Origin of the sequence: Streptococcus sp. oral taxon 431 (assembly GCF_023115445.1) — a bacterium.
GTDB lineage: Bacteria > Bacillota > Bacilli > Lactobacillales > Streptococcaceae > Streptococcus.
Map to the genome: position 1 here is coordinate 1 of NZ_JALDUI010000004.1, position 18,119 is coordinate 18,119.

15 protein-coding genes and 1 other RNA gene are annotated in these 18,119 nt (G+C 40.3%); all 16 read right to left on the reverse strand.

Translation table 11 applies throughout. The features are described 5' to 3' along the window. Nucleotides 1-3,844, reverse strand: a 3,844-nt coding sequence (locus M1R56_RS03560) for a sialoglycan-binding domain-containing protein (RefSeq protein WP_348982764.1), incomplete at its 3' end; no start/stop codon positions are given. Between the two features lie 914 nt (nucleotides 3,845-4,758). Then, nucleotides 4,759-5,424 carry a DNA alkylation repair protein gene (locus M1R56_RS03565; RefSeq protein ID WP_248034631.1) on the reverse strand — a complete coding sequence of 222 codons (666 nt, stop codon included), beginning with the start codon at nucleotides 5,422-5,424 and terminating at the stop codon, nucleotides 4,759-4,761. Next, nucleotides 5,425-6,057 carry a response regulator transcription factor gene (locus tag M1R56_RS03570; RefSeq protein WP_248034632.1) on the reverse strand — a complete coding sequence of 211 codons (633 nt, stop codon included), beginning with the start codon at nucleotides 6,055-6,057 and terminating at the stop codon, nucleotides 5,425-5,427. 11 nt (nucleotides 6,058-6,068) lie between these two features. Beyond that, on the reverse strand, nucleotides 6,069-7,067 hold the full coding sequence (locus M1R56_RS03575; protein WP_248034633.1) for a sensor histidine kinase: 999 nt from the start codon (nucleotides 7,065-7,067) through the stop codon (nucleotides 6,069-6,071). Continuing rightward, nucleotides 7,064-7,762 carry a cell wall-active antibiotics response protein LiaF gene (liaF, locus tag M1R56_RS03580; protein WP_248034634.1) on the reverse strand — a complete coding sequence of 233 codons (699 nt, stop codon included), beginning with the start codon at nucleotides 7,760-7,762 and terminating at the stop codon, nucleotides 7,064-7,066. Before liaF ends, M1R56_RS03575 begins: the two co-directional genes overlap by 4 nt. A gap of 94 nt (nucleotides 7,763-7,856) precedes the next feature. Then, the gene (gene fni / locus M1R56_RS03585) at nucleotides 7,857-8,858 is read right to left on the reverse strand and encodes a type 2 isopentenyl-diphosphate Delta-isomerase (RefSeq protein ID WP_248034635.1); all 1,002 of its coding nucleotides are present in this window, start codon (nucleotides 8,856-8,858) and stop codon (nucleotides 7,857-7,859) included. After that, nucleotides 8,836-9,849, reverse strand: coding sequence for a phosphomevalonate kinase (locus M1R56_RS03590; protein WP_248034636.1), 1,014 nt, complete (start codon nucleotides 9,847-9,849; stop codon nucleotides 8,836-8,838). The genes fni and M1R56_RS03590 overlap by 23 nt, the downstream gene beginning before the upstream one ends. Further along, a complete protein-coding gene (mvaD, locus tag M1R56_RS03595; RefSeq protein ID WP_248034637.1) occupies nucleotides 9,836-10,789 on the reverse strand; it encodes a diphosphomevalonate decarboxylase in 954 nt (317 codons plus the stop codon). Before mvaD ends, M1R56_RS03590 begins: the two co-directional genes overlap by 14 nt. Continuing rightward, on the reverse strand, nucleotides 10,771-11,649 hold the full coding sequence (gene mvk, locus M1R56_RS03600) for a mevalonate kinase (RefSeq protein ID WP_248034638.1): 879 nt from the start codon (nucleotides 11,647-11,649) through the stop codon (nucleotides 10,771-10,773). Before mvk ends, mvaD begins: the two co-directional genes overlap by 19 nt. A 206-nt stretch (nucleotides 11,650-11,855) precedes the next feature. Then, a complete protein-coding gene (locus M1R56_RS03605; RefSeq protein WP_248034639.1) occupies nucleotides 11,856-12,545 on the reverse strand; it encodes a response regulator transcription factor in 690 nt (229 codons plus the stop codon). An 11-nt stretch (nucleotides 12,546-12,556) separates the two neighbouring features. Next, entirely contained in the window at nucleotides 12,557-13,981 is a 1,425-nt protein-coding gene (gndA, locus tag M1R56_RS03610; RefSeq protein WP_248034640.1) for an NADP-dependent phosphogluconate dehydrogenase, read from the reverse strand. Between the two features lie 76 nt (nucleotides 13,982-14,057). Continuing rightward, on the reverse strand, nucleotides 14,058-15,521 hold the full coding sequence (locus M1R56_RS03615; RefSeq protein WP_248034641.1) for a cell division site-positioning protein MapZ family protein: 1,464 nt from the start codon (nucleotides 15,519-15,521) through the stop codon (nucleotides 14,058-14,060). Nucleotides 15,522-15,533: 12 nt separating this feature from the next. Further along, nucleotides 15,534-16,691 carry a class I SAM-dependent RNA methyltransferase gene (locus tag M1R56_RS03620; RefSeq protein WP_248034642.1) on the reverse strand — a complete coding sequence of 386 codons (1,158 nt, stop codon included), beginning with the start codon at nucleotides 16,689-16,691 and terminating at the stop codon, nucleotides 15,534-15,536. A gap of 81 nt (nucleotides 16,692-16,772) precedes the next feature. Beyond that, an RNA gene (gene rnpB, locus M1R56_RS03625) (RNase P RNA component class B) lies at nucleotides 16,773-17,153 on the reverse strand. 18 nt (nucleotides 17,154-17,171) lie between these two features. Continuing rightward, nucleotides 17,172-17,501: a cell division regulator GpsB gene (gene gpsB / locus M1R56_RS03630; RefSeq protein WP_348982765.1), complete on the reverse strand. Its 330-nt coding sequence runs from the start codon at nucleotides 17,499-17,501 to the stop codon at nucleotides 17,172-17,174. A gap of 69 nt (nucleotides 17,502-17,570) precedes the next feature. Continuing rightward, complete coding sequence (locus tag M1R56_RS03635; protein WP_248034644.1) at nucleotides 17,571-18,098, reverse strand: DUF1273 domain-containing protein; 528 nt, start codon at nucleotides 18,096-18,098, stop codon at nucleotides 17,571-17,573. Nucleotides 18,099-18,119: the final 21 nt, after the last annotated feature.

Here is an 18,119-nt window from a genome sequence, read left to right on the forward strand (position 1 = left end):
CTTTAACAGCAGTGTTGTCTGATGCTTTGAATGTTAAATCAGTGTTTTCACCTGTATAAACATAGATTTCTTTCTTATCTTTATTTGAGTATGGAAGTTCAACTGTTGGAGCTACGTTTACAAAATCTGCTAATGCTTTTGTATCTTTAGAACCATCTTTATAGGTTACTACAACGTTATTTCCTTCTCTAGTTATGCTTTCAATACGCTCATTTTGGTTATCAACGTCTGTACCTTGTTTGTCAAGCAGATTTTTATCTTTGTTTGTTGTAGAATATTGAATCTTAATGCTATCTTTAATCTGGTTAAACACATCTTCTGATATATTATTAGCATTCGCTACAGAAATTTTTGTCTCTGGATCCTTAATATCATATTTTGCTGTTTGAGCTTTTAAGACAATTCTGAATGAACCTGGGTCATTTGCATATGAATTTCCAGTCGAGATATTGTAAAGAAGTCCTCCATCTGTATCTGTTGCAGTGGCATAACGAGTTACAATTGGAAGTTCAGCACTTTCTGTTGTAGGAAGTGTTAGTTTTTTTACAGGTGTTCCACCTTCTGTATCTTTTGTGATTTTACCTCTAATGTGAACAACTGCAGGATCTGCCGCTGTTGCTGTTGTTTCTGTCGAGATTTTTTCAACTACTGTATCATATTCGTTATCCAATATATTTGGATTTGATTCATCTTTAGCTGGTTGTACCTTATTTCCACCACGTAAAATTTCTGCAGATGCAATTTTCCCTGAATCATCCGTAAATTTAATAGGAATATCAAAATCTTCATTTGCATATACAAATACATCTTTCCTGTTGTCCAATGAGTATGGAATTTCAACTTTTGGAGCTACGTTTACAAAATCTGATAAAGCTCTTTTTTCTTGAGAACCATCTGCATAGGTTACAACAAGATTTCCTTCGGCATCTTTTGCTACTGATTGAATCTTAGCATCTTTATCAGCTACAGTTTTACCTTTTTTGTCTGCTAAGTTAGCATCATCGTTGTTTTGAGAGTACTCAAGTTGAAGTTTCTCTTTGATTTTGCCTAGCTCAGCATTAGTTACATTAGCTGGATCTGCTACAGTAACTTTTTCAGTTGGAGTTGCAATGTCATATTTTTGAGCTTGTGTTTTAAGAATGACACGGAATGCACCTGGGTCAGTTGGGTTTCCTACGGCTTTATTCTCAATAAATGCACCATCTGTGTCAGTTGCTGTTGCATAACGCCATCCTAAAACCATACCTGGTGCTTTATCTCCCTTAGTTGCTGCATCAAAGTCAGATTGGCTCAAACCATCTGTTGCTGCTGGGGTACCTCTATAAGTGATTACCGCTGGGGTAGCATCTGTCGCTGTAGTTTCAGCATTGATAACATTTGCTTTAAATCCATATTGAGTATTGATGGTATTTGCTTCACCAGTAACAGGATCAAACGGTTTGTTACCACCTTGTCTTACAGTAGCACTTGCAATTTTTCCGCTATCATCTTTGAATTTGATATCGAATGAGTTTGCTTCCCCACCATAGACATAAACTTCTTTTTCAGCTTTATTAGAATAAGGAATCTCTACTGTTGGAGCCTCGTTTTGACGTGCAGGATTTACAACTACAGTAACTTCAATCTCACCTGACTCTTTACCTTGGCTATCAACGGCTTTATACTTAACTGTGTAAGTGCCTTGGGTATTTGTATCAACTGTCTTGGTTGCTGCGTTGCCATTTACTGAAACAACTTCAGCATGAACCTTATCACCTAGTGTTGCTTGAGCATCATCTTCTTTATCTGCTACGGTCACAAGAGATGCAAGGTCAAGTTGAGCACCTTGAGTAACAGTTTTTCTGTTTCCTTCAACAGCTGATGCGATAGTTGGTGCTTGGTTTTCTACTCCACGAGGTTGCCAACCAGCCACACTTGAGAATCCACCATCTACCACGTTTGAAATAGCTGATACTTCCGTACCTGCAATCTTGTCAGCCATCGTGAGGACAATCGTATCTTCAAACTTACCATGTGCGTATGATTTTACAGTTGCCTTATCTGACTTTTGTGATACCCATGCAGATGAGGCATTGTCACGTTTGACTGGAATCTCAACTGTTTGACCCGCAGTATTTGTATAGCGCATGTAGGCAATCCCTGCATCATGAGGAACCTTAAGAGTAACTTCTTTTTGCCCTGCTACAACTGCATCTTGGTTAGTAGTCAAGCTTGAAGGTTCAACAGTTGTCTCACCGACAGATACTGGTACAGTACGGCGGCTACTTTCTTCACCGTTAACTACTTGGCTTACCTCTACTGTTTGACGTGGTTTGATTGTTGTACCATCACCTTGGTTGTTGTTCAAAGCTGTTGGAAGCTCACCAGTAGTCCAGTTTCCAGCACTGTCAACAGTGACATTGCCGATGTTTTGCTCTTGACCATCGATATAAAGCTTGATTTTAGCCCCTGGAACCCCTGTCCCTGAAAGAGTGCTTGAAGTTGAAGCTACAGTTTGAATAGGAACGTTGACAGAGGTGTTGGTCAAGTTTGGAGTCACCTTTGGTGCATCAACCTGACTTACCAAGTGCTTGTCGTACTTACCTGTGAGACCATACCAGTTATTTTTTGGTAAGCCTGTTTTAGAGTCAATACCTGCAATATAAGAAATGGCCTGTGAAGGGTCTGTAACCACAGTACGGTACTTAATAGTAACCTTGCGTGCCTTAGTGTTGTTAGCAAAAGCAAGGACATAAACCTTTTCGGTTTGATCCATAACACCACTAAGACCGGGTACCGAATTGATATTCCCAACAGTATTTCCAACACGCCAGTTAAGCTTATTTCCAGCATCGATAAACTGCTGACCTTCTGCAGACGGCGAACCACCTGATGTAACATTTCCATCCACCCAGCCATCGCGGGGTTTGTAAGCGCCGTTGTTATATTCTGTCACAACTTTATAAGGATCAGATACATTTTTAGGGATTGTAAAGTAGTAGTATCCTCCCATCAGATCGTACTGAGCCTCGTTAAAGGTTACCGTCCACTCCAAGACTGGACGGCCTTTACCCTCTGGGTCTGTAGCCACTGTTTTTCCATCGGCTACCTCATAGTCTCCCAGCTGTCTGTACTCAATCTTGGCACGTTGAGTTGGATCTCCATCCTCAATTTTTTTACGACTCCGGTATTCGAAATTGATGTCTTTCCCTTCTGCAGAGCGATCTTGAGCACGTTCTTGTCCTGCAGCTCGACGGCTTCTTGACTTAGGTTGAGTGGCTGAAGTTTCTGCTTCCGTTGCTTCTTCAGCTTTAGCCTCTGTTGCTTCAGTTTTAGCCTCTGTTGCTACTGTTGCTGCTTTTTCTTCTTTGGCAGCAAGCTGAGCTACTGTATCTTTGAGACTAGCGACCGCTACATCCACTTGGTCTTGGCTAGCTTCTGCATTTGCCAAAACATTTTGTGCTTGTTCAAGGGCTGTGTTCAAGCGAGAAAGAGAGTCTTCTGTCTTGCCTGCTTTGTCCAAGCCTTTTACTTCTTCGACCAATTGGGTCAAAGCTTCTTTGTTAGCTGTTTTTGATAAAGTGGCTTCTGAACTTGTAGGATTTTCAGCAACCACTGGTGAAGTTGTTGATACCTCCACTGCTGGTGCCTTATACGTTCCTACTTCGTCACTAGTGCTTGCTTCAGCAGCTGAGTTGGCAGTTTTAGTCTCTACCTCCCCAGTATCAGCTGTGTCGGCCTTAACCGTTGGAGCTACCAAGGCTGCACCAACTGCAAAGACAAGCGAACAACCAAACAAGAAATGTTTTCCTTTTTTGATCATTCGCCAGTTCTTCTGCTCTGCATTTTTACGATTAAAATACATTACATTATCTCCTTTTTTAAAAATAACTGCATGTCTTTTACATACAGTTCAATTATACATCTCTTTTAGAAAATAGTCAATTAAAACAACTTTCGAACTTTCAAGTATTTTATAAACCAAAAACTACATATATAATGTCTTTTATCACTTAATATAGTTATCTAAAAATTCAGTAAAATAGGATTCTATACACATAGTTTTCTTCACTGGACCTTTTAAGACACAAAATTTCAAAAAAAAGCAGAAAATTTACACTAAGTTTTCAGAATGAAAGAAAAAATATATGAATGAAGTTTTTATCAAAGAACATGAGTAACCCTAAATTTTCTTGAATCTTTTACTACTCAAGAAAAATCAACCGACACTTTTTATTGACAAACCACTTAAGAAAGATGCTAGTCCAAGTATATATTTTTAATTTACAAGTCAATCAATGAATCTTCTTATGTTCTAAGAAGCTAAGGGAAGAGTTTTTAATAAATCCTATACTATAGGTGATCGCACACTGAAAATTTCTGCTCTTTTTGATTTTATAGGATCAAAATGGTGTTTTCTTTTAAAAATTATGAGATAGCACCGAGGGATGCCATTGATTACACCTGCGAGAGTCAAATATAGTAGATTGAAATAAGGCACGAACAAATCGTTTAGGAAAGGCAAACTAATTTATAGAAATATTTTTTAGCAGTCATAGTGTGCTATTCTAGATTCAATCCATTATAAAAGGACTTAGTCTTCTAGCATACTGGACTAAATCCTTGGTCTAAATCATTTGTCTCTTGTTGCAGTCTGAATAACAGCGCTAGACTCATTTGACAGACATCTTTCTCGAGATGATACTCTCTACTGTCTAGTTGTTAACAAGTTCTACTAGCTACCGCCTATTATGGTTTTTTCTGGTTAGAACCGAGTTTTTAGGACTTCTTGAGATACTTGCTTGCTTCTTTGATACTAAGTTCAGCCATTCTTCCCTTGTTTTTTTCGATGAAACTTGCTACCCATTCTGGATTGGCCTTAGAGTAGTCTCTTAGAGCCCAGCCGATGGCTCTATTGATAAAAAATTCTGTCTGGTCCAGATTGTTTAGTAGGATTTTTTCCATCAGTCGGACATTCGTTTTTTCTTTTCTTAACAACTGGTGGTCAATAGCGACTCGTCTCAGCCAGATATTGTCTGATAGGCTCCATTCGAGGATTATTTTCTCCAGTTCTGGCTTGTCATATACCAAACTTCCTACTACTCGATCTAGAATATCTACCGTGTCCCACCAAGACTTGGTCACGACCAGACACTCAAGCTTAGGCAAATTGGTGTCCTTTAGATAAGACTGCATGTTTTTCAAATAATTGGCAGCCACATACTGGTATTCTCTTGGCTCCTTTTTCCAGCAAGTGTCCACAAAATCCCAATCGATGATCTTTGTTTTTTTCTCGCTTGGAAAGTATTTTCTATAGAGCGCATTTCTTTCAGGTGCCGCAATACCTAGAAAGGAAAATTGCTGGCGCATATAGGCTTCCATAGGCCCTGCCTTTTTCGGATCTTTTGCCGCTTCTAGCTCCACAAGTAAATCTGCTAAACTCATCTAAAAATCCTCCTGCCCTACCAAGTGATGTTGAAAGGCATAAACTGCTGCCTGGGTGCGGTCGCTAACCTGAAGTTTAGCAAGGATGTTTGAAACATGAGTTTTCACCGTCTTGAGTGAGATAAACAATTCATCAGCAATACGTTGATTTTCATAGCCCTTGGCAATCAGTTGAAGGACATCGCGTTCACGCGCAGTCAGCTCTTCATGTAATTCAATATGATTGCGGTTGTATTCTACCTTTTTACTCACCTCTTGTTCAATAGCCAACTCTCCAGCCGCCACCTTACGAACAGCGTGTAACAATTCATCGGCACTTGATGTCTTGAGCATATAACCCCTAGCTCCAGCATTTAAGACTGGCATGATTTTTTCATTGTCTAGATAAGAAGTCACGATCAAGATTTTAGCTTCTGGCCATTCTTTGAGAATAGCTAGTGTCGCATCAATCCCATTGACTTCAGGCATGACAATATCCATGACAATCACATCTGGACGAAGCTCTAAGGCCATGGAAATTCCTTCCGCACCATTGGTTGCTTCTCCTACAACCTCTACATCATCTTGTAATTCAAAATAACTTTTTAAACCCAGACGCACCATTTGGTGGTCATCTACCAATAATAGTTTCATCTTACTTCCTCTTATCTATCCAAATCAAGCAAGGGAATGCGAATATCCACTGCCAAACCTTGCTTGAGAGCTGTTAATAATTGTATAGTCCCAGCCATATCTTCCACTCGTTCTTTGATATTGCGTAAACCATAGCTTAATTCATCAACATCATCTAGCTGAAAACCACGACCATTGTCTGCAACCTTCAACTGTAATTCCGTTTCCGTTTGATAAAGGTAAACATCTAGACATGAAGCTTGTGCATGACGAAGTGTATTACTAATCAATTCTTGGACAATACGGAAGACATGTTCCTCAATCTTTTTAGGCAATTCGTCTACCTGATATTTAAAACTGACTTTGAGTTCACTTTTTTCTTCTAGCTCTTTGAGGAGTAGCTGAATCCCCTCCACCAAGCTTTTTTGTTCCAGTTCAATTGGTCGCAGATGCAAAAGAAGAATGCGCAAGTCTCTTTGGGCTGTCTCTAAAATGGCAGTCACACTTTGGAGTTGTGTTTGCATCTTCTCTCTGTCTAATTTGGAAGCTTGTTGACTAAGTCCCGATAAAATCATATGGGCAGCAAAAATTTCTTGGCTGACCGTATCATGCAAGTCACGCGCGATTCGTTTGCGTTCCTTTTCAATAATCACTTCTTCTTTGACCAAGGCCTGATTGTCTGCTTTTTGAATCGCTTCTGTCAACAAACCGAGCTTACCTGATAGGTTTCTAAAACTTGCGTCTAAGTCAGCATCTCCCAGACTTTCAATCTCTTTGCCAGCTAGCAGACGTTTGAGATTTGCTTGGATTCTTCTTTTTGAAATTTCATCAACCATCGTCCATAATAGGACTAATAAAAATGCTAGGGCAGCACTAAACATTAAAACCAAAAATAGGACTTTTTCTGTCTTTTCTAGATCCTGAAAAAGAGAAGTCCACTCCAAATCTATGACCTTAAAAATGCTTCGAAATAGAAAAGCAACAAAGAGAAATGAGGTGAGTCCAATTAAAATATAGGGTTGCTTTTTCATCCTCGCACCACCTCAACATCTCCAACCATAGTTGTCAAAAGAATCTTAACACTCTTAGGACTCTTGAGATAATCCTTGGTTTCTTGATGAAATTGCTCATTGCGCAAAGCTCGCTTAGGCTGGTCAAAGAAGGTTAAATCTCCATACAAAGAATTGACACTTAGACTGACTTCTACATCCACTGGTACGATAATTCTAGTCGTACCGACCAGTTTTCTCAAGATGATGACATTATCATGATTGCTCAAAATTACATGCTCTAGATGAATGGTATCCTTCCCCATAAGACGAAAAAGATTGATATCATCAAAACGACAAGTCTGGTAACTTGAAAAGTGGTGGAGATTTCCAAACCAGCGATTTTTCTCCCTCTTCACCGTCACTACTTCTTCAAAAATCAGATTGGTGTCTTCTCTTTCCTGGTTCATCATAGGATAAAGCAAGAACAGGCTGTATATCAAGGCCACAAAAATAGCTAGAATGACAAAGGGATTGAGCATGATGATAAAGAAAAATAGGATGCTCACTGCCACTAATATGAGGTTATTTCCCTGTCTTCCGGTATAGTATCGAATCAGCAGTAAAAACAAGAGCAAGATCAGCAGAAAACGGGAAAAATGCTCTGATACCATCATAATCAGAGCTCCTGTCAATAAACAAGCTTCAATAAATAGAAAAATTTGAAATTTTCGCATGTATCCGTCCTCTCTATTTTATTGTATCACAAAACCAAAATGTCACATCAGTCTGAGGAATGATAAAAAGACCGGGACCAAAATCCCGACCTCCTTATAGTTGATCTTTTGCTTCTTTTAATTTTCCATACAGGAGATAGTCAACCTCTTGCAAATCCTCAATTCTTTTACAATTAAGGGCGCACATAATCAAACGTAGGTCTTCCTTCCAGCTTTCAACAATAGAGATAACGACATCTACTGGGTAGTTTTCGACCAACTCTAACATGGTGCGTGATAGCCCAACTGCCTTTGCTCCAAAGACCAAGCATTTGATAATATCTAGTGGATTGCGAACCCCTCCGCTTACCAGAAGCTCCATCTTATCTTTCCAGTCTTGGGCATTTAGAAGGGTTTGCATGGTCGATTGCCCCCAATCATTGAGGTAGTCCCGTTGACCGCTACGACGATTTTCGATATAGGCAAAGCTAGTTCCCCCACGACCAGACAAATCAACCGTACGTATCCCCATCTCATATGCCTTAGCAATGGTTTTCACATCCATGCCAAAGCCGACCTCTTTTAAAACAAGGGGCACAGAGATTTGCTCAGCATAATCTTTCAGATTATTTTGCCACAATCTAAATTGCCGCTCGCCTTCTGGCATGAGCAATTCTTGCATGACATTCACATGAACTTGCAGGAGAAGGGGATTCATCTCTTTGACCGTTTGTAATCCTAGTTCAACAGGTTTGTCCAAGCCAATATTGGTTCCAAGTAGTAGGTCAGGATGATTTGACTTGACGGAGAAAGAGTCATCTGATGGATCCTTAAGTGCCACACTGTAAGAACCCGTCACAAATAAAATTCCACAGGCCTCTGCCACCTGGGCCAATTTTTGATTGATTTCTCTGCCCTTGTCACTACCGCCTGTCATGGCATTTATATAAAAAGGAAAGTCCCATTTGCGCCCTGCAAATTCTGTCGAAAGATCAATCTCATCTATGTCATATAAGGGTAGTGAGGAGTGGATTAACTCCACCTCATCAAAACTATTATAAGAACTTTTTTGTTCAAGGGCATAGCGGATGTGCTCATCCTTCCGATTTGTCGTCATGTCCTATCCTTTCTTGATACAAGAGCTCAATCCCTAGATCAGCCCAGCGTTTTTTCAGTAATGTGGTCGAATCTTGGTCAAAACTGAGGGCTATCCCACAGTCTCCACCACCAGCACCACTACTTTTAGCAACAGCTTTTAAGTTTCTGCTGGCATCTTTTAATTGTCTGAGCGAAGGTGTGTAAATATCTGAACTCAAGCCTTCTAAGAGTTGGCTAGCTTGTTCTAGCAAGTCAATAACGGTTTCTTCTTGACCTACCTCCAAATCCTTCATCAAGTTAGCTACAATTTCTTTCGAAGCCTGCAAGAAGCTAGCGTTCATATTATCCTTAATTTGCTTGACCATGTGACTAGAGACAGCTACTTCTTTGGTCCAACCAACCAGAAAGTCAAATGTCAAGGTCGGTTTAATACTAGAAATAGAAAATCCCCAATCACGTGCTAATACAGTTGGCAAGTCTTCTTTTTCTAGCCATTGTGCCACTTTCTCACGGTCAAACGACTGATAGAGGACTAGGTCTTCTGAAACGATACAGGCAATATCCCCCATGGAACCATTGTCTCCACGTTTGAGAAGGACTGCACTCGCCAGTTTAAACAAGAGGTCTCTTTCAGCTGGTCTTTCATAGAAAGCAAGCATAGCCTTGATAACCAATACAACGACGCTACCACTAGAACCCAGACCAAACTTCTTGCCCTCACGTTCCATTTTCCCGCGAATATCTAAGGAAAATGGCTGCAAGTCAACCCCTTGATCAGTCAGATACTCCTCCACCAAGGCAACTGTTTCTTGAATCAAAGCATAAGAAGAATCCGGTCGCATATCTACACTATATGTAAACATATCTGAGTAGAGTCGATAAGCATCAGATGTTTTAATCTCAGCCGTCATATAGATGGGGATGGCTTTTATTAGTGCCAACTGTCCTGGTTCTAAAATGGCATACTCCCCAGCCCAATAGAGCTTCCCACAAGTCTTAACAATCGTCATCTTGGCTCAAGTCCTTTGTTTTTGATACGATTAAGCGATAGCGTTGACCTAAGAGTTCTGATAGATGTTCCAAGTCTTTTTCTAAACAAAGAACCTTGACATTAGGCCCCGCATCCATGGTGAAGTAACAAGATTCTCCTTGTTCTCTAAGCTGACGAACGAAATCCATAGCCTCATAACTCGCATCTGTCAGATAAGAGAACGGCGGATTTGCAGTTTTTGTCGTAGCATGCATTGCGAGAGCGTTCTTTTCTGTTAATACTCCAACTTTCTTAAAGTCATTTTCCTTGAGATAGACCAGCATATCCTTGTAGTCTTGCTCAGACTGACGAATCCACTCATCAAATGTTGTCGAAGTTTCCACACAGAGTTTCATACCATCCCGACTAGAGATTGGTTTTTTCTGGTCTTCTAAAACCAACATGATCATAGCTAGTTTCAAGTCAGTTTCGACAGGATAGATTTCTCCACTATCCTTGTCCCAAGCTGCTAAGGGGCCATAAAAACTACGAGACGAAGATCCTGATGCAAATTTAGCTTCCAAAGCCAATTCTTTACGATCTAATCCTAATTGGAAATAGGCGTTGCAGGCTTTGACCAGGGCAGATAAGCCACTGGAACTTGAAGAAAGACCTGCCGCTGTTGGCATATTGTTCTTGGTATCGATACGAACAAAACCTGCTCCTTCAGGACGGTAGCGGTCAATGATTTTACTCATCTTTTTATGTTCAGCTTCATTTTGCAACTGACCATTGATGTAGAAAGCATCCGAGCTTGCATCTGCAGGTAAAGGAGAAAGTGTTGTCTCCGTATACATATTTTCTAAGGTTAGAGAGATACTGCTAGTCGCAGGAACCATCTCTTTTTCTGCTTTCTTACCCCAATATTTGATAATGGCAATATTGGCATAGGAACGTACTGTTACAGGCTTTCGATCCATGTCTGAACAGCTCCTTTCTCTTCTAATCTGTCTGCTAGTTCTTGCGCTTGGTTGACATTTGCAACCAAGGCGATGATACAACCTCCTAGACCACCACCACTCATCTTGGCACCTAGGGCTCCATGGTCAAGAGCAGTTTCTACCAAGGCATCTGCCTCAGGGCTACTAACTCCGATTTCTTTTAGATTTCCATGAGCTTTGGTAAGAATCTCTCCCAGCTTCACGGCATCTTTTGTTTGAATAGCTTCTTCTGCTTCTTGGGTCAACTCTCCTAGTGCATGCAAGAAAGGTAAGGCATCCTTGCCCTTGCTCTGCACGACTTGGATAGCTTCACGAGTATGTCCATAAACTCCAGTATCTGCAATGACCAGATAAGCTGATAAATCCATGGCTAATTCTTCAAAACCAACATTCTTAATAAAACGAATAGGTTGGTCACTAAGACAGGTCTTAGCATCCAATCCACTAGGATTCATATGGGCAATCATCTCCGCCCGATTGACCAAAATCTCTAACACATCATGTGGAAGTTCCGCTTGGTAATAATCAAATACCGCTCGAATGGCCGCAATACTTATGGCTGCTGAAGAACCCATCCCACGTTTTTCAGGAATAGCCGAGTCAATTTGACAACGTATGCAAGCATCTTTGATATTTAGATACTCGAGAGAAGCATAAACTGCCATGGACAAGGTATCCTCTTCAAAAAGACGCCATGGTGTCGCTGCTGGAACCACCCTACAAGTCACTTCAACCTCTAAAAGAGGTAAAGAGATTGCTGGGTAGCCATAAACCACCGCATGCTCTCCTATTAAAATAATTTTACTATGTGCCTGACCGACACCAACTTCTTTTGTCATTTAATCCTACTATCAGATGAAAATCATCTGTTTCTAGATAAAATTTTAGAACTTTATTCCTTTCTATTTTATTATATTTTCACAAAAAAAGCGATTGTTTCCTTTCAGTTTCACAAAGCAAGGGATATATTTATGATTTTAATTAAGAAAAACGATTGTCCTTGTTTAAATATTAAAAAAGCAGTTACAAAACTGCAACTGCTTTTCTATTCTTGCATGGTATAACCAACACCACGCACTGTTTTAATGTAGCTCTTTTGACCTTTCACGTCAAGTTTGCTACGTAGATAACGGATATAAACATCCACAATATTGGTTTCGGTCGCACTTTCATACTTCCAAACACTTTCCAGCAACTGCTCACGAGTTAAGACCTTCTTGCTTCCCATAAGGGTTGCTAAAAGGTCATATTCACGACGTGTCAGAGCAATCATCTCCTCGCCACGATAGACGGTATGATGTTCTACATCCATACGCAGATTTCGATAGGATGTAGGAACCTTCATTTGACTACAGTGTTGGTCTATAAAATCCCGACCTCGGAAAATTGCTACAATACGAGCCACCAAATCATCAATAATGACTGGCTTGTAGATGTATGAAACAGCGAAACGCTGGATTGTTTCAAGTTGGTCTTGCAATTCTTCTCGATGGTCCACGACCATGATTACCGAAGCTGGCTTGGTCCGACTCAAGTTATCCGCAAAATCCTGGGCTGTCATATCCCCTAGATGAGCATTCAGTAAAATCAAGTCATAGTCAGTCTGAAGAGCCATGGAGAGGGCTTTTTGTCCCTCTTCTACCTGATCAACTCGGTATTGCTCTTTTTGGAGTTCCAGACTTAAAAAATGAGCTAGATTTCTTTCTTTCTCAAGTAATAAAATCCGTTTCCCCATGGCTGACCTACTTATTTTTCGTCATACCAAGAGTAGTGGAATGTTCCTTCTTTGTCTTTACGTTGGTAAGTGTGGGCACCAAAGTAGTCACGTTGCGCTTGGATCAAATTAGCTGGAAGGTCAGCTGAACGGTAGCTATCATAGTAAGTAATAGCTGCTGAGAAGGTTGGCACTGGTACACCAGCTTGAACAGCAAGAGCTACGATATCACGCACTGCTTGTTGGTACTTAGCTGTTACATCCAAGAAGTACTCATCCAAAAGAAGGTTAGCAAGATCTGCATCACGGTTGTAAGCATCAGTAATCTTTTGCAAGAAACGAGAACGGATGATACATCCATCGCGCCAGATAGATGCGATATCTGCAAATGGCAAGTTCCAGTTATTTTCTTTAGAAGCTACACGCAATTGCGCAAAACCTTGTGCGTATGAGATGATTTTTGAGAAGTAAAGGGCTTGACGGATTTTTTCAATCAATTCAGCCTTATCGCCTTCAAATTTGAAAGCGGCTGGTTTTGGAAGCACCTTGCTTGCATGAACACGTTCTTCTTTGTAAGTTGAGATGTAACGGGCAAATACTGACTCAGTAATGAGTGACAATGGCACACCAAGGTCAAGAGCTGATTGGCTAGTCCATTTACCTGTTCCCTTGTTTCCTGCAGCATCCAGGATGTAGTCTACGATTGGTCCATCTTGACCTTCATCATCTTTACGTCCAAGGATATCAGCAGTGATTTCGATCAAGTAGCTGTCCAATTCACCCTTGTTCCACTCAGTAAAGATTTCAGCCATGTCTTCTGCAGAAAGACCAAGCAAGTGTTGCATAAGATCGTAGCTTTCTGCGATCAATTGCATATCACCGTACTCGATACCATTGTGGACCATTTTTACATAGTGACCAGCTCCATCAGGACCGATGTAAGTTACACATGGTTTACCATCTTCTGGAGCTTTAGCAGAGATTTCTTCAAGAACATCTGCTACCAAGTCATAAGCTTCTTTTTGTCCGCCAGGCATGATAGATGGTCCTTCAAGGGCACCTTTTTCACCACCAGAAACACCTGTACCGATAAAGTTGATACCTGAGTTCGCCAACTCTTCATTACGACGGATGGTATCTTTGTAGAAAGTATTCCCTCCATCGATCAAGATATCACCTTTATCCAAGTGTGGAAGAAGGGCTTGGATGGTCGCATCTGTACCAGGTCCTGCTTGTACCATAAGCATGATACGACGTGGTTTTTCAATTGAGTTTACGAAACTTTCGATATCATAGCTTGGCACGAAGTTTTTATCAGGGTGGCAAGCAATCACATCTTCAGTTTTTTCTTTACTACGGTTATAAATAGCAACTGTATAACCACGAGATTCAATATTAAGGGCAAGGTTACGACCCATTACGGCCATACCAACAACACCAAAGTTAGCTTTTGTCATGTGACACTCCTCTTGTTTAATATGTTTTATTTTATCATGTTTATCTGTGAAAAGAAAGAATTTTGTAACAATTTGACTAGTAGTCTAAATCATCCGCATGTCCAGAACCATTCCCTACAAAGTAACCTGTCTTACAATTTAGGGTAAAGAGATAGGTACCATCTGGTTTATAAAGATTATAGTAGCCATTACCATTAACAATATTCACAGGTTCCAAAATGTATTGGTTGCCTGTAATGTAGCCACGCGCACGCGAAGTCTCAAGAATGCGTTCAAGGACACCATCTGCAAAAGTCCAAGCAGGATCACTACTATCACTTACAGCGGCTTGATTGTACGGTACTCGACTGACACTTCTTTGTAGGTTCACACCATTGCTTGATAGTCCACTATTTAGGATATTACTTGCTGAGGCTGTTTCACCCGCTGAAGTTGATGCATTAGCAGAGCTGCTAGCATTGCTTTCAGTTGCAGAACTTGACTCTGCTTGGCTTGATGAACTTGACTGACTACTGCTTGAGCTTGTAGAACTTGAAAGTTGACTCTTACCGAGACTAATAGCCTTAGCTAGCAGTTTATCAATTTCAGTATTCCCAGTCTTAACTTCGGTAAATTTAGCATCTGCCTTTACTTTAGCATTTGTATTTAGAACACCATCTGTGATAGCTGGTGTTTCAAATTGAGCATTAACATCTTGTACCGCTTTGATTTGTGTTTCAAGACTATCGTATTTTGATTTGGCAAGAGTATGCTCACTAGCTCCCTCAAGTTTATCTAAAAGTTCTTTGAGCTGACTCAGCTGACTAAACTGACTATTTTTTAGGGCAGTTTTATTCTCATCAGTATAAAAAGTATCATAGAGACTGTTAAATTGATTGAGAATTGCTTGATTACTTACCAAACCTGTATCAGATGACTGAGACTGAATTTCTTGAGAAGAACGCGTAATTTGACGATAAACGTAGTAGCTACCCCCAATAATCAAGACAATAATCGCTAAAAGAGCTGACAAGATGACCCACAGTTTTTTGTTTTGTGGCTCATCTTCTGCTTGAGCAGAGCGAGATAAAGATTGATGTTCCTCTTGCAAAGCTTCTTCATCCTCTGCAACAAGGGGCTCAGTTACAGGTTCCACTGGGTTTTTATCCATAACCAAGGTTTCTTCAAGGGGTGGAAGGAGAAATTCTTCCATTGCTACTCCCTCTTCTTCAGCAGCAATCTCTAAGTCAGGGATTTCTTCTACTGGTTCAACCTCTTCATCAATTGTTTCTTTGGCGTCTTGAAGCAAATCATCTAGACTTCGAAGTTCCTCTTTCTTCGCCTGAATGTTTGCAAATTTGTCAGCCTCGATTTCTTCACGGTGTTGTTTAATGTATTTGTCCAAAATAGTATCATCAGGAGTTACTCCTGCCTCGATTTCTTCATTTTTTCGAATAACCTGTCCAACTGTCAGATCCTTAGCTTCTTCAAAATCAAACTGAGGCTCCTGAAAGGTTTTCTCAGGTTCTAACAACTCTTCTTTTTTATCCTTTGGATCCATGGCAACTCCTTTCTAATCTGTCAAATTTCTTTTGACACGTTGACCAAAATATTGATATAAATCAACTTTCAAAGTACCATTGTAGAGTTTTCGTTTTTTGTCCGCCTGACTACCATATTTGCTTTCAAAGGCTTCGTCACTAGTCAGGATAAACTTACTCCACGTCTTGAGAGGCTCAAAAACCTCACCCATTTCAGCATAGAGCTTGGTAACCCCTGCATCATCTGACAAGCGTTCACCATAAGGCGGGTTAGAGATAATCACCCCATTAATCTTATCCGTACGCAAATCCTGTACGCGCATCTGTTTAAAGAGAATATCTCCAGATACTCCTGCTGCCTGGGCATTGGCCTTGGCAATTTCTACCATACGACCATCAATATCACAGCCCATAATATCCAGTTCAATCTCTCGATCTATCTGCTTACTAGCTTCAGTTCTGACTTCTTGAATCAAACGGTCACTGACCCAGTTCCATTCTTCAAAGGCAAAGGAACGACGTAAACCAGGCGCCATCTTGCGCGCAATCATAGCCGCCTCAATACAAAAAGTTCCCGAACCACAAGTTGGATCAATCAAAGGCTTATCAGGGTACCAGTTAGAAAGTTGCAAAATCGCAGCTGCCATATTTTCTTTGATCGGAGCTCCACCTTTTTCAGTACGGTAACCACGTTTAAAGAGACTTGAGCCAGTAGTATCAATCATGACAGTTGCTATGTCTTTAAGGATAGAAACTTCAATCTTGAACTCTGGTCCATTCTCCATGAGAGGAACACCCTCTGGCCGTGCATAATGTTTTTGCAATTTCTTAACAACTGCCTTCTTGGAAATTGCCTGTACACTTGGTTCATTGTGTAATTTTGACTTAACACACTTGGCCTTTGAAATTGGGAAACGGGCACCAAGCGGGAGATAGTTCTCCCAGTCTAAACCAAAAACACCTTGAAAAAGTTCTTCAAATGTTTTTGCTGGGAATGTTCCCACAACGATTTTGATCCTATCCGCAGCTCTTAGCCACAGGTTAGTTTGGATGATTGCTTTCACATCACCTTGAAAACGAACACGTCCATTCTCAACTTGACAATCATAACCAAGATCGCGTACCTCTCGCCCAACTACAGCTTCCAAACCCGCCGCAGCAGTTGCAATTAAATTAAATGTTTGTTTCATTTCAGTCTTTTGTAGACCTTTCTTTATTCACTTTAAAAAATGAGGTTGAGAATATATCTCAGCCCCAACCTATATGCAATTTTCTATAAGCCATGTTTTGTTCCAGAAGTGACTAGGACCACTTCCTTCGATAATCATCTGTCTACCACTAGCAGCTCTAGCTGATAGCAGTCAGAGTACTACGTTCGTTTCCGCGCACTCCATGCCCCGACCAAAATTTGGGTTGCTAGCTTGAGGGGTTTACCGCGTTCCACTCTCTCCGTTTCCAGAGAGACTCCGTCACTGTGGCACTTTCAAGCCTACTCTGACCTATCAAAAGACTTAGCCATTTCAACTGCCGTAACGATTTCTCGTCCCTAGGCTTATGGTTTCGCCTAGCACAAACACTACAGGCATCACAGCCTGTGCTAGCATGGACTTTCCTCATGAAAAGAAATTCTCTTCACGCGATTATCCAAAAATTGCACAACAAAATCATTCTTAGAAATCAGAATTATCCAAGATTTGTTTGCCAAATACTTCTTTTTCAAGACGATTCAAACGTTTCAAAATATCAAAGTTTGTCATAGAAGTCGTACTTCCATGATCTGCTGATTCAGAAGTTGCTGGTGCCACTTGAGGTTTTTTCGCCAATTCTTCTTTGAGCTCCGCGATTTCTGAACGCAATGAATTTACTAATGCTGCATAAGTTTCATAATCCTTGATGACATCATCCAAGAATTCATCAACCTCTGCTTTACTATATCCACGTACTTCTCTTCCAAAATCCTGTTCAAAAATATCTTTTGCTGTAAAAATAATACTTGCCATGTCTCTCTCCATTCTCAGTTGCTAGTATTATTATATAAAAAAAGGCAAACAAAAAGCAAGGTCAAAGGCTCAATTTTCGGAAAAATTTTCAGCTACTTCGTTTAATTCCTCAAATGTTAATCTTTTTGTAATATAGTTGTCTTTCTTTTTCATCAGTTCGTAAAAATACTTCAGTTTTGTTTCATTTTCTTCATCATAAAAAAGATAGGCACCATCTGTATTTTCAAGTAAGAAAAGTTGATAGTCTCGTAATTGACCCTTGTGCTCGTAGTTTGGATAGGCGTACTTAACAAAATCAACTTGTTTAAATTCACTAAGTTTAACCTGATTTCCCTCATTCCAGTTTTCCCCATGAGTCTCAAAATCAAAAATAGTTGCAAGTTGGAAACCAAAGTCATCTTTCATATCTCTGGCCACCTCTAAAACCCAGTGTTCAAATCCCAGAGTTCCCGTAAATACCAACCATTTCAAACCTTCGTCAGCCATTTTTTCCAAATCACTACGAATGGCTTTTTTAATAATTTTTAAACGAATATCTTTATCATTAAACAATCCTAAATCAAAGCTAGAATAGCCTAAAACCAAGGCTGTATGCATTTTTTCACCCTTTCTGTGCAC

Coding starts and splice junctions, on each gene's coding strand:
- M1R56_RS03635 (WP_248034644.1), bottom strand. CDS start 18,098: ATGCATACAGCCTTGGTTTTAGGCTATTCTAGCTTTGATTTAGGATTG.
- mvaD (WP_248034637.1), bottom strand. CDS start 10,789: ATGGATCGAAAGCCTGTAACAGTACGTTCCTATGCCAATATTGCCATT.
- M1R56_RS03565 (WP_248034631.1), bottom strand. CDS start 5,424: ATGAGTTTAGCAGATTTACTTGTGGAGCTAGAAGCGGCAAAAGATCCG.
- gndA (WP_248034640.1), bottom strand. CDS start 13,981: ATGACAAAAGCTAACTTTGGTGTTGTTGGTATGGCCGTAATGGGTCGT.
- mvk (WP_248034638.1), bottom strand. CDS start 11,649: ATGACAAAAGAAGTTGGTGTCGGTCAGGCACATAGTAAAATTATTTTA.
- M1R56_RS03615 (WP_248034641.1), bottom strand. CDS start 15,521: ATGGATCCAAAGGATAAAAAAGAAGAGTTGTTAGAACCTGAGAAAACC.
- liaF (WP_248034634.1), bottom strand. CDS start 7,762: ATGCGAAAATTTCAAATTTTTCTATTTATTGAAGCTTGTTTATTGACA.
- M1R56_RS03575 (WP_248034633.1), bottom strand. CDS start 7,067: ATGAAAAAGCAACCCTATATTTTAATTGGACTCACCTCATTTCTCTTT.
- M1R56_RS03570 (WP_248034632.1), bottom strand. CDS start 6,057: ATGAAACTATTATTGGTAGATGACCACCAAATGGTGCGTCTGGGTTTA.
- M1R56_RS03620 (WP_248034642.1), bottom strand. CDS start 16,691: ATGAAACAAACATTTAATTTAATTGCAACTGCTGCGGCGGGTTTGGAA.
- M1R56_RS03605 (WP_248034639.1), bottom strand. CDS start 12,545: ATGGGGAAACGGATTTTATTACTTGAGAAAGAAAGAAATCTAGCTCAT.
- M1R56_RS03590 (WP_248034636.1), bottom strand. CDS start 9,849: ATGACGATTGTTAAGACTTGTGGGAAGCTCTATTGGGCTGGGGAGTAT.
- fni (WP_248034635.1), bottom strand. CDS start 8,858: ATGACGACAAATCGGAAGGATGAGCACATCCGCTATGCCCTTGAACAA.
- gpsB (WP_348982765.1), bottom strand. CDS start 17,501: ATGGCAAGTATTATTTTTACAGCAAAAGATATTTTTGAACAGGATTTT.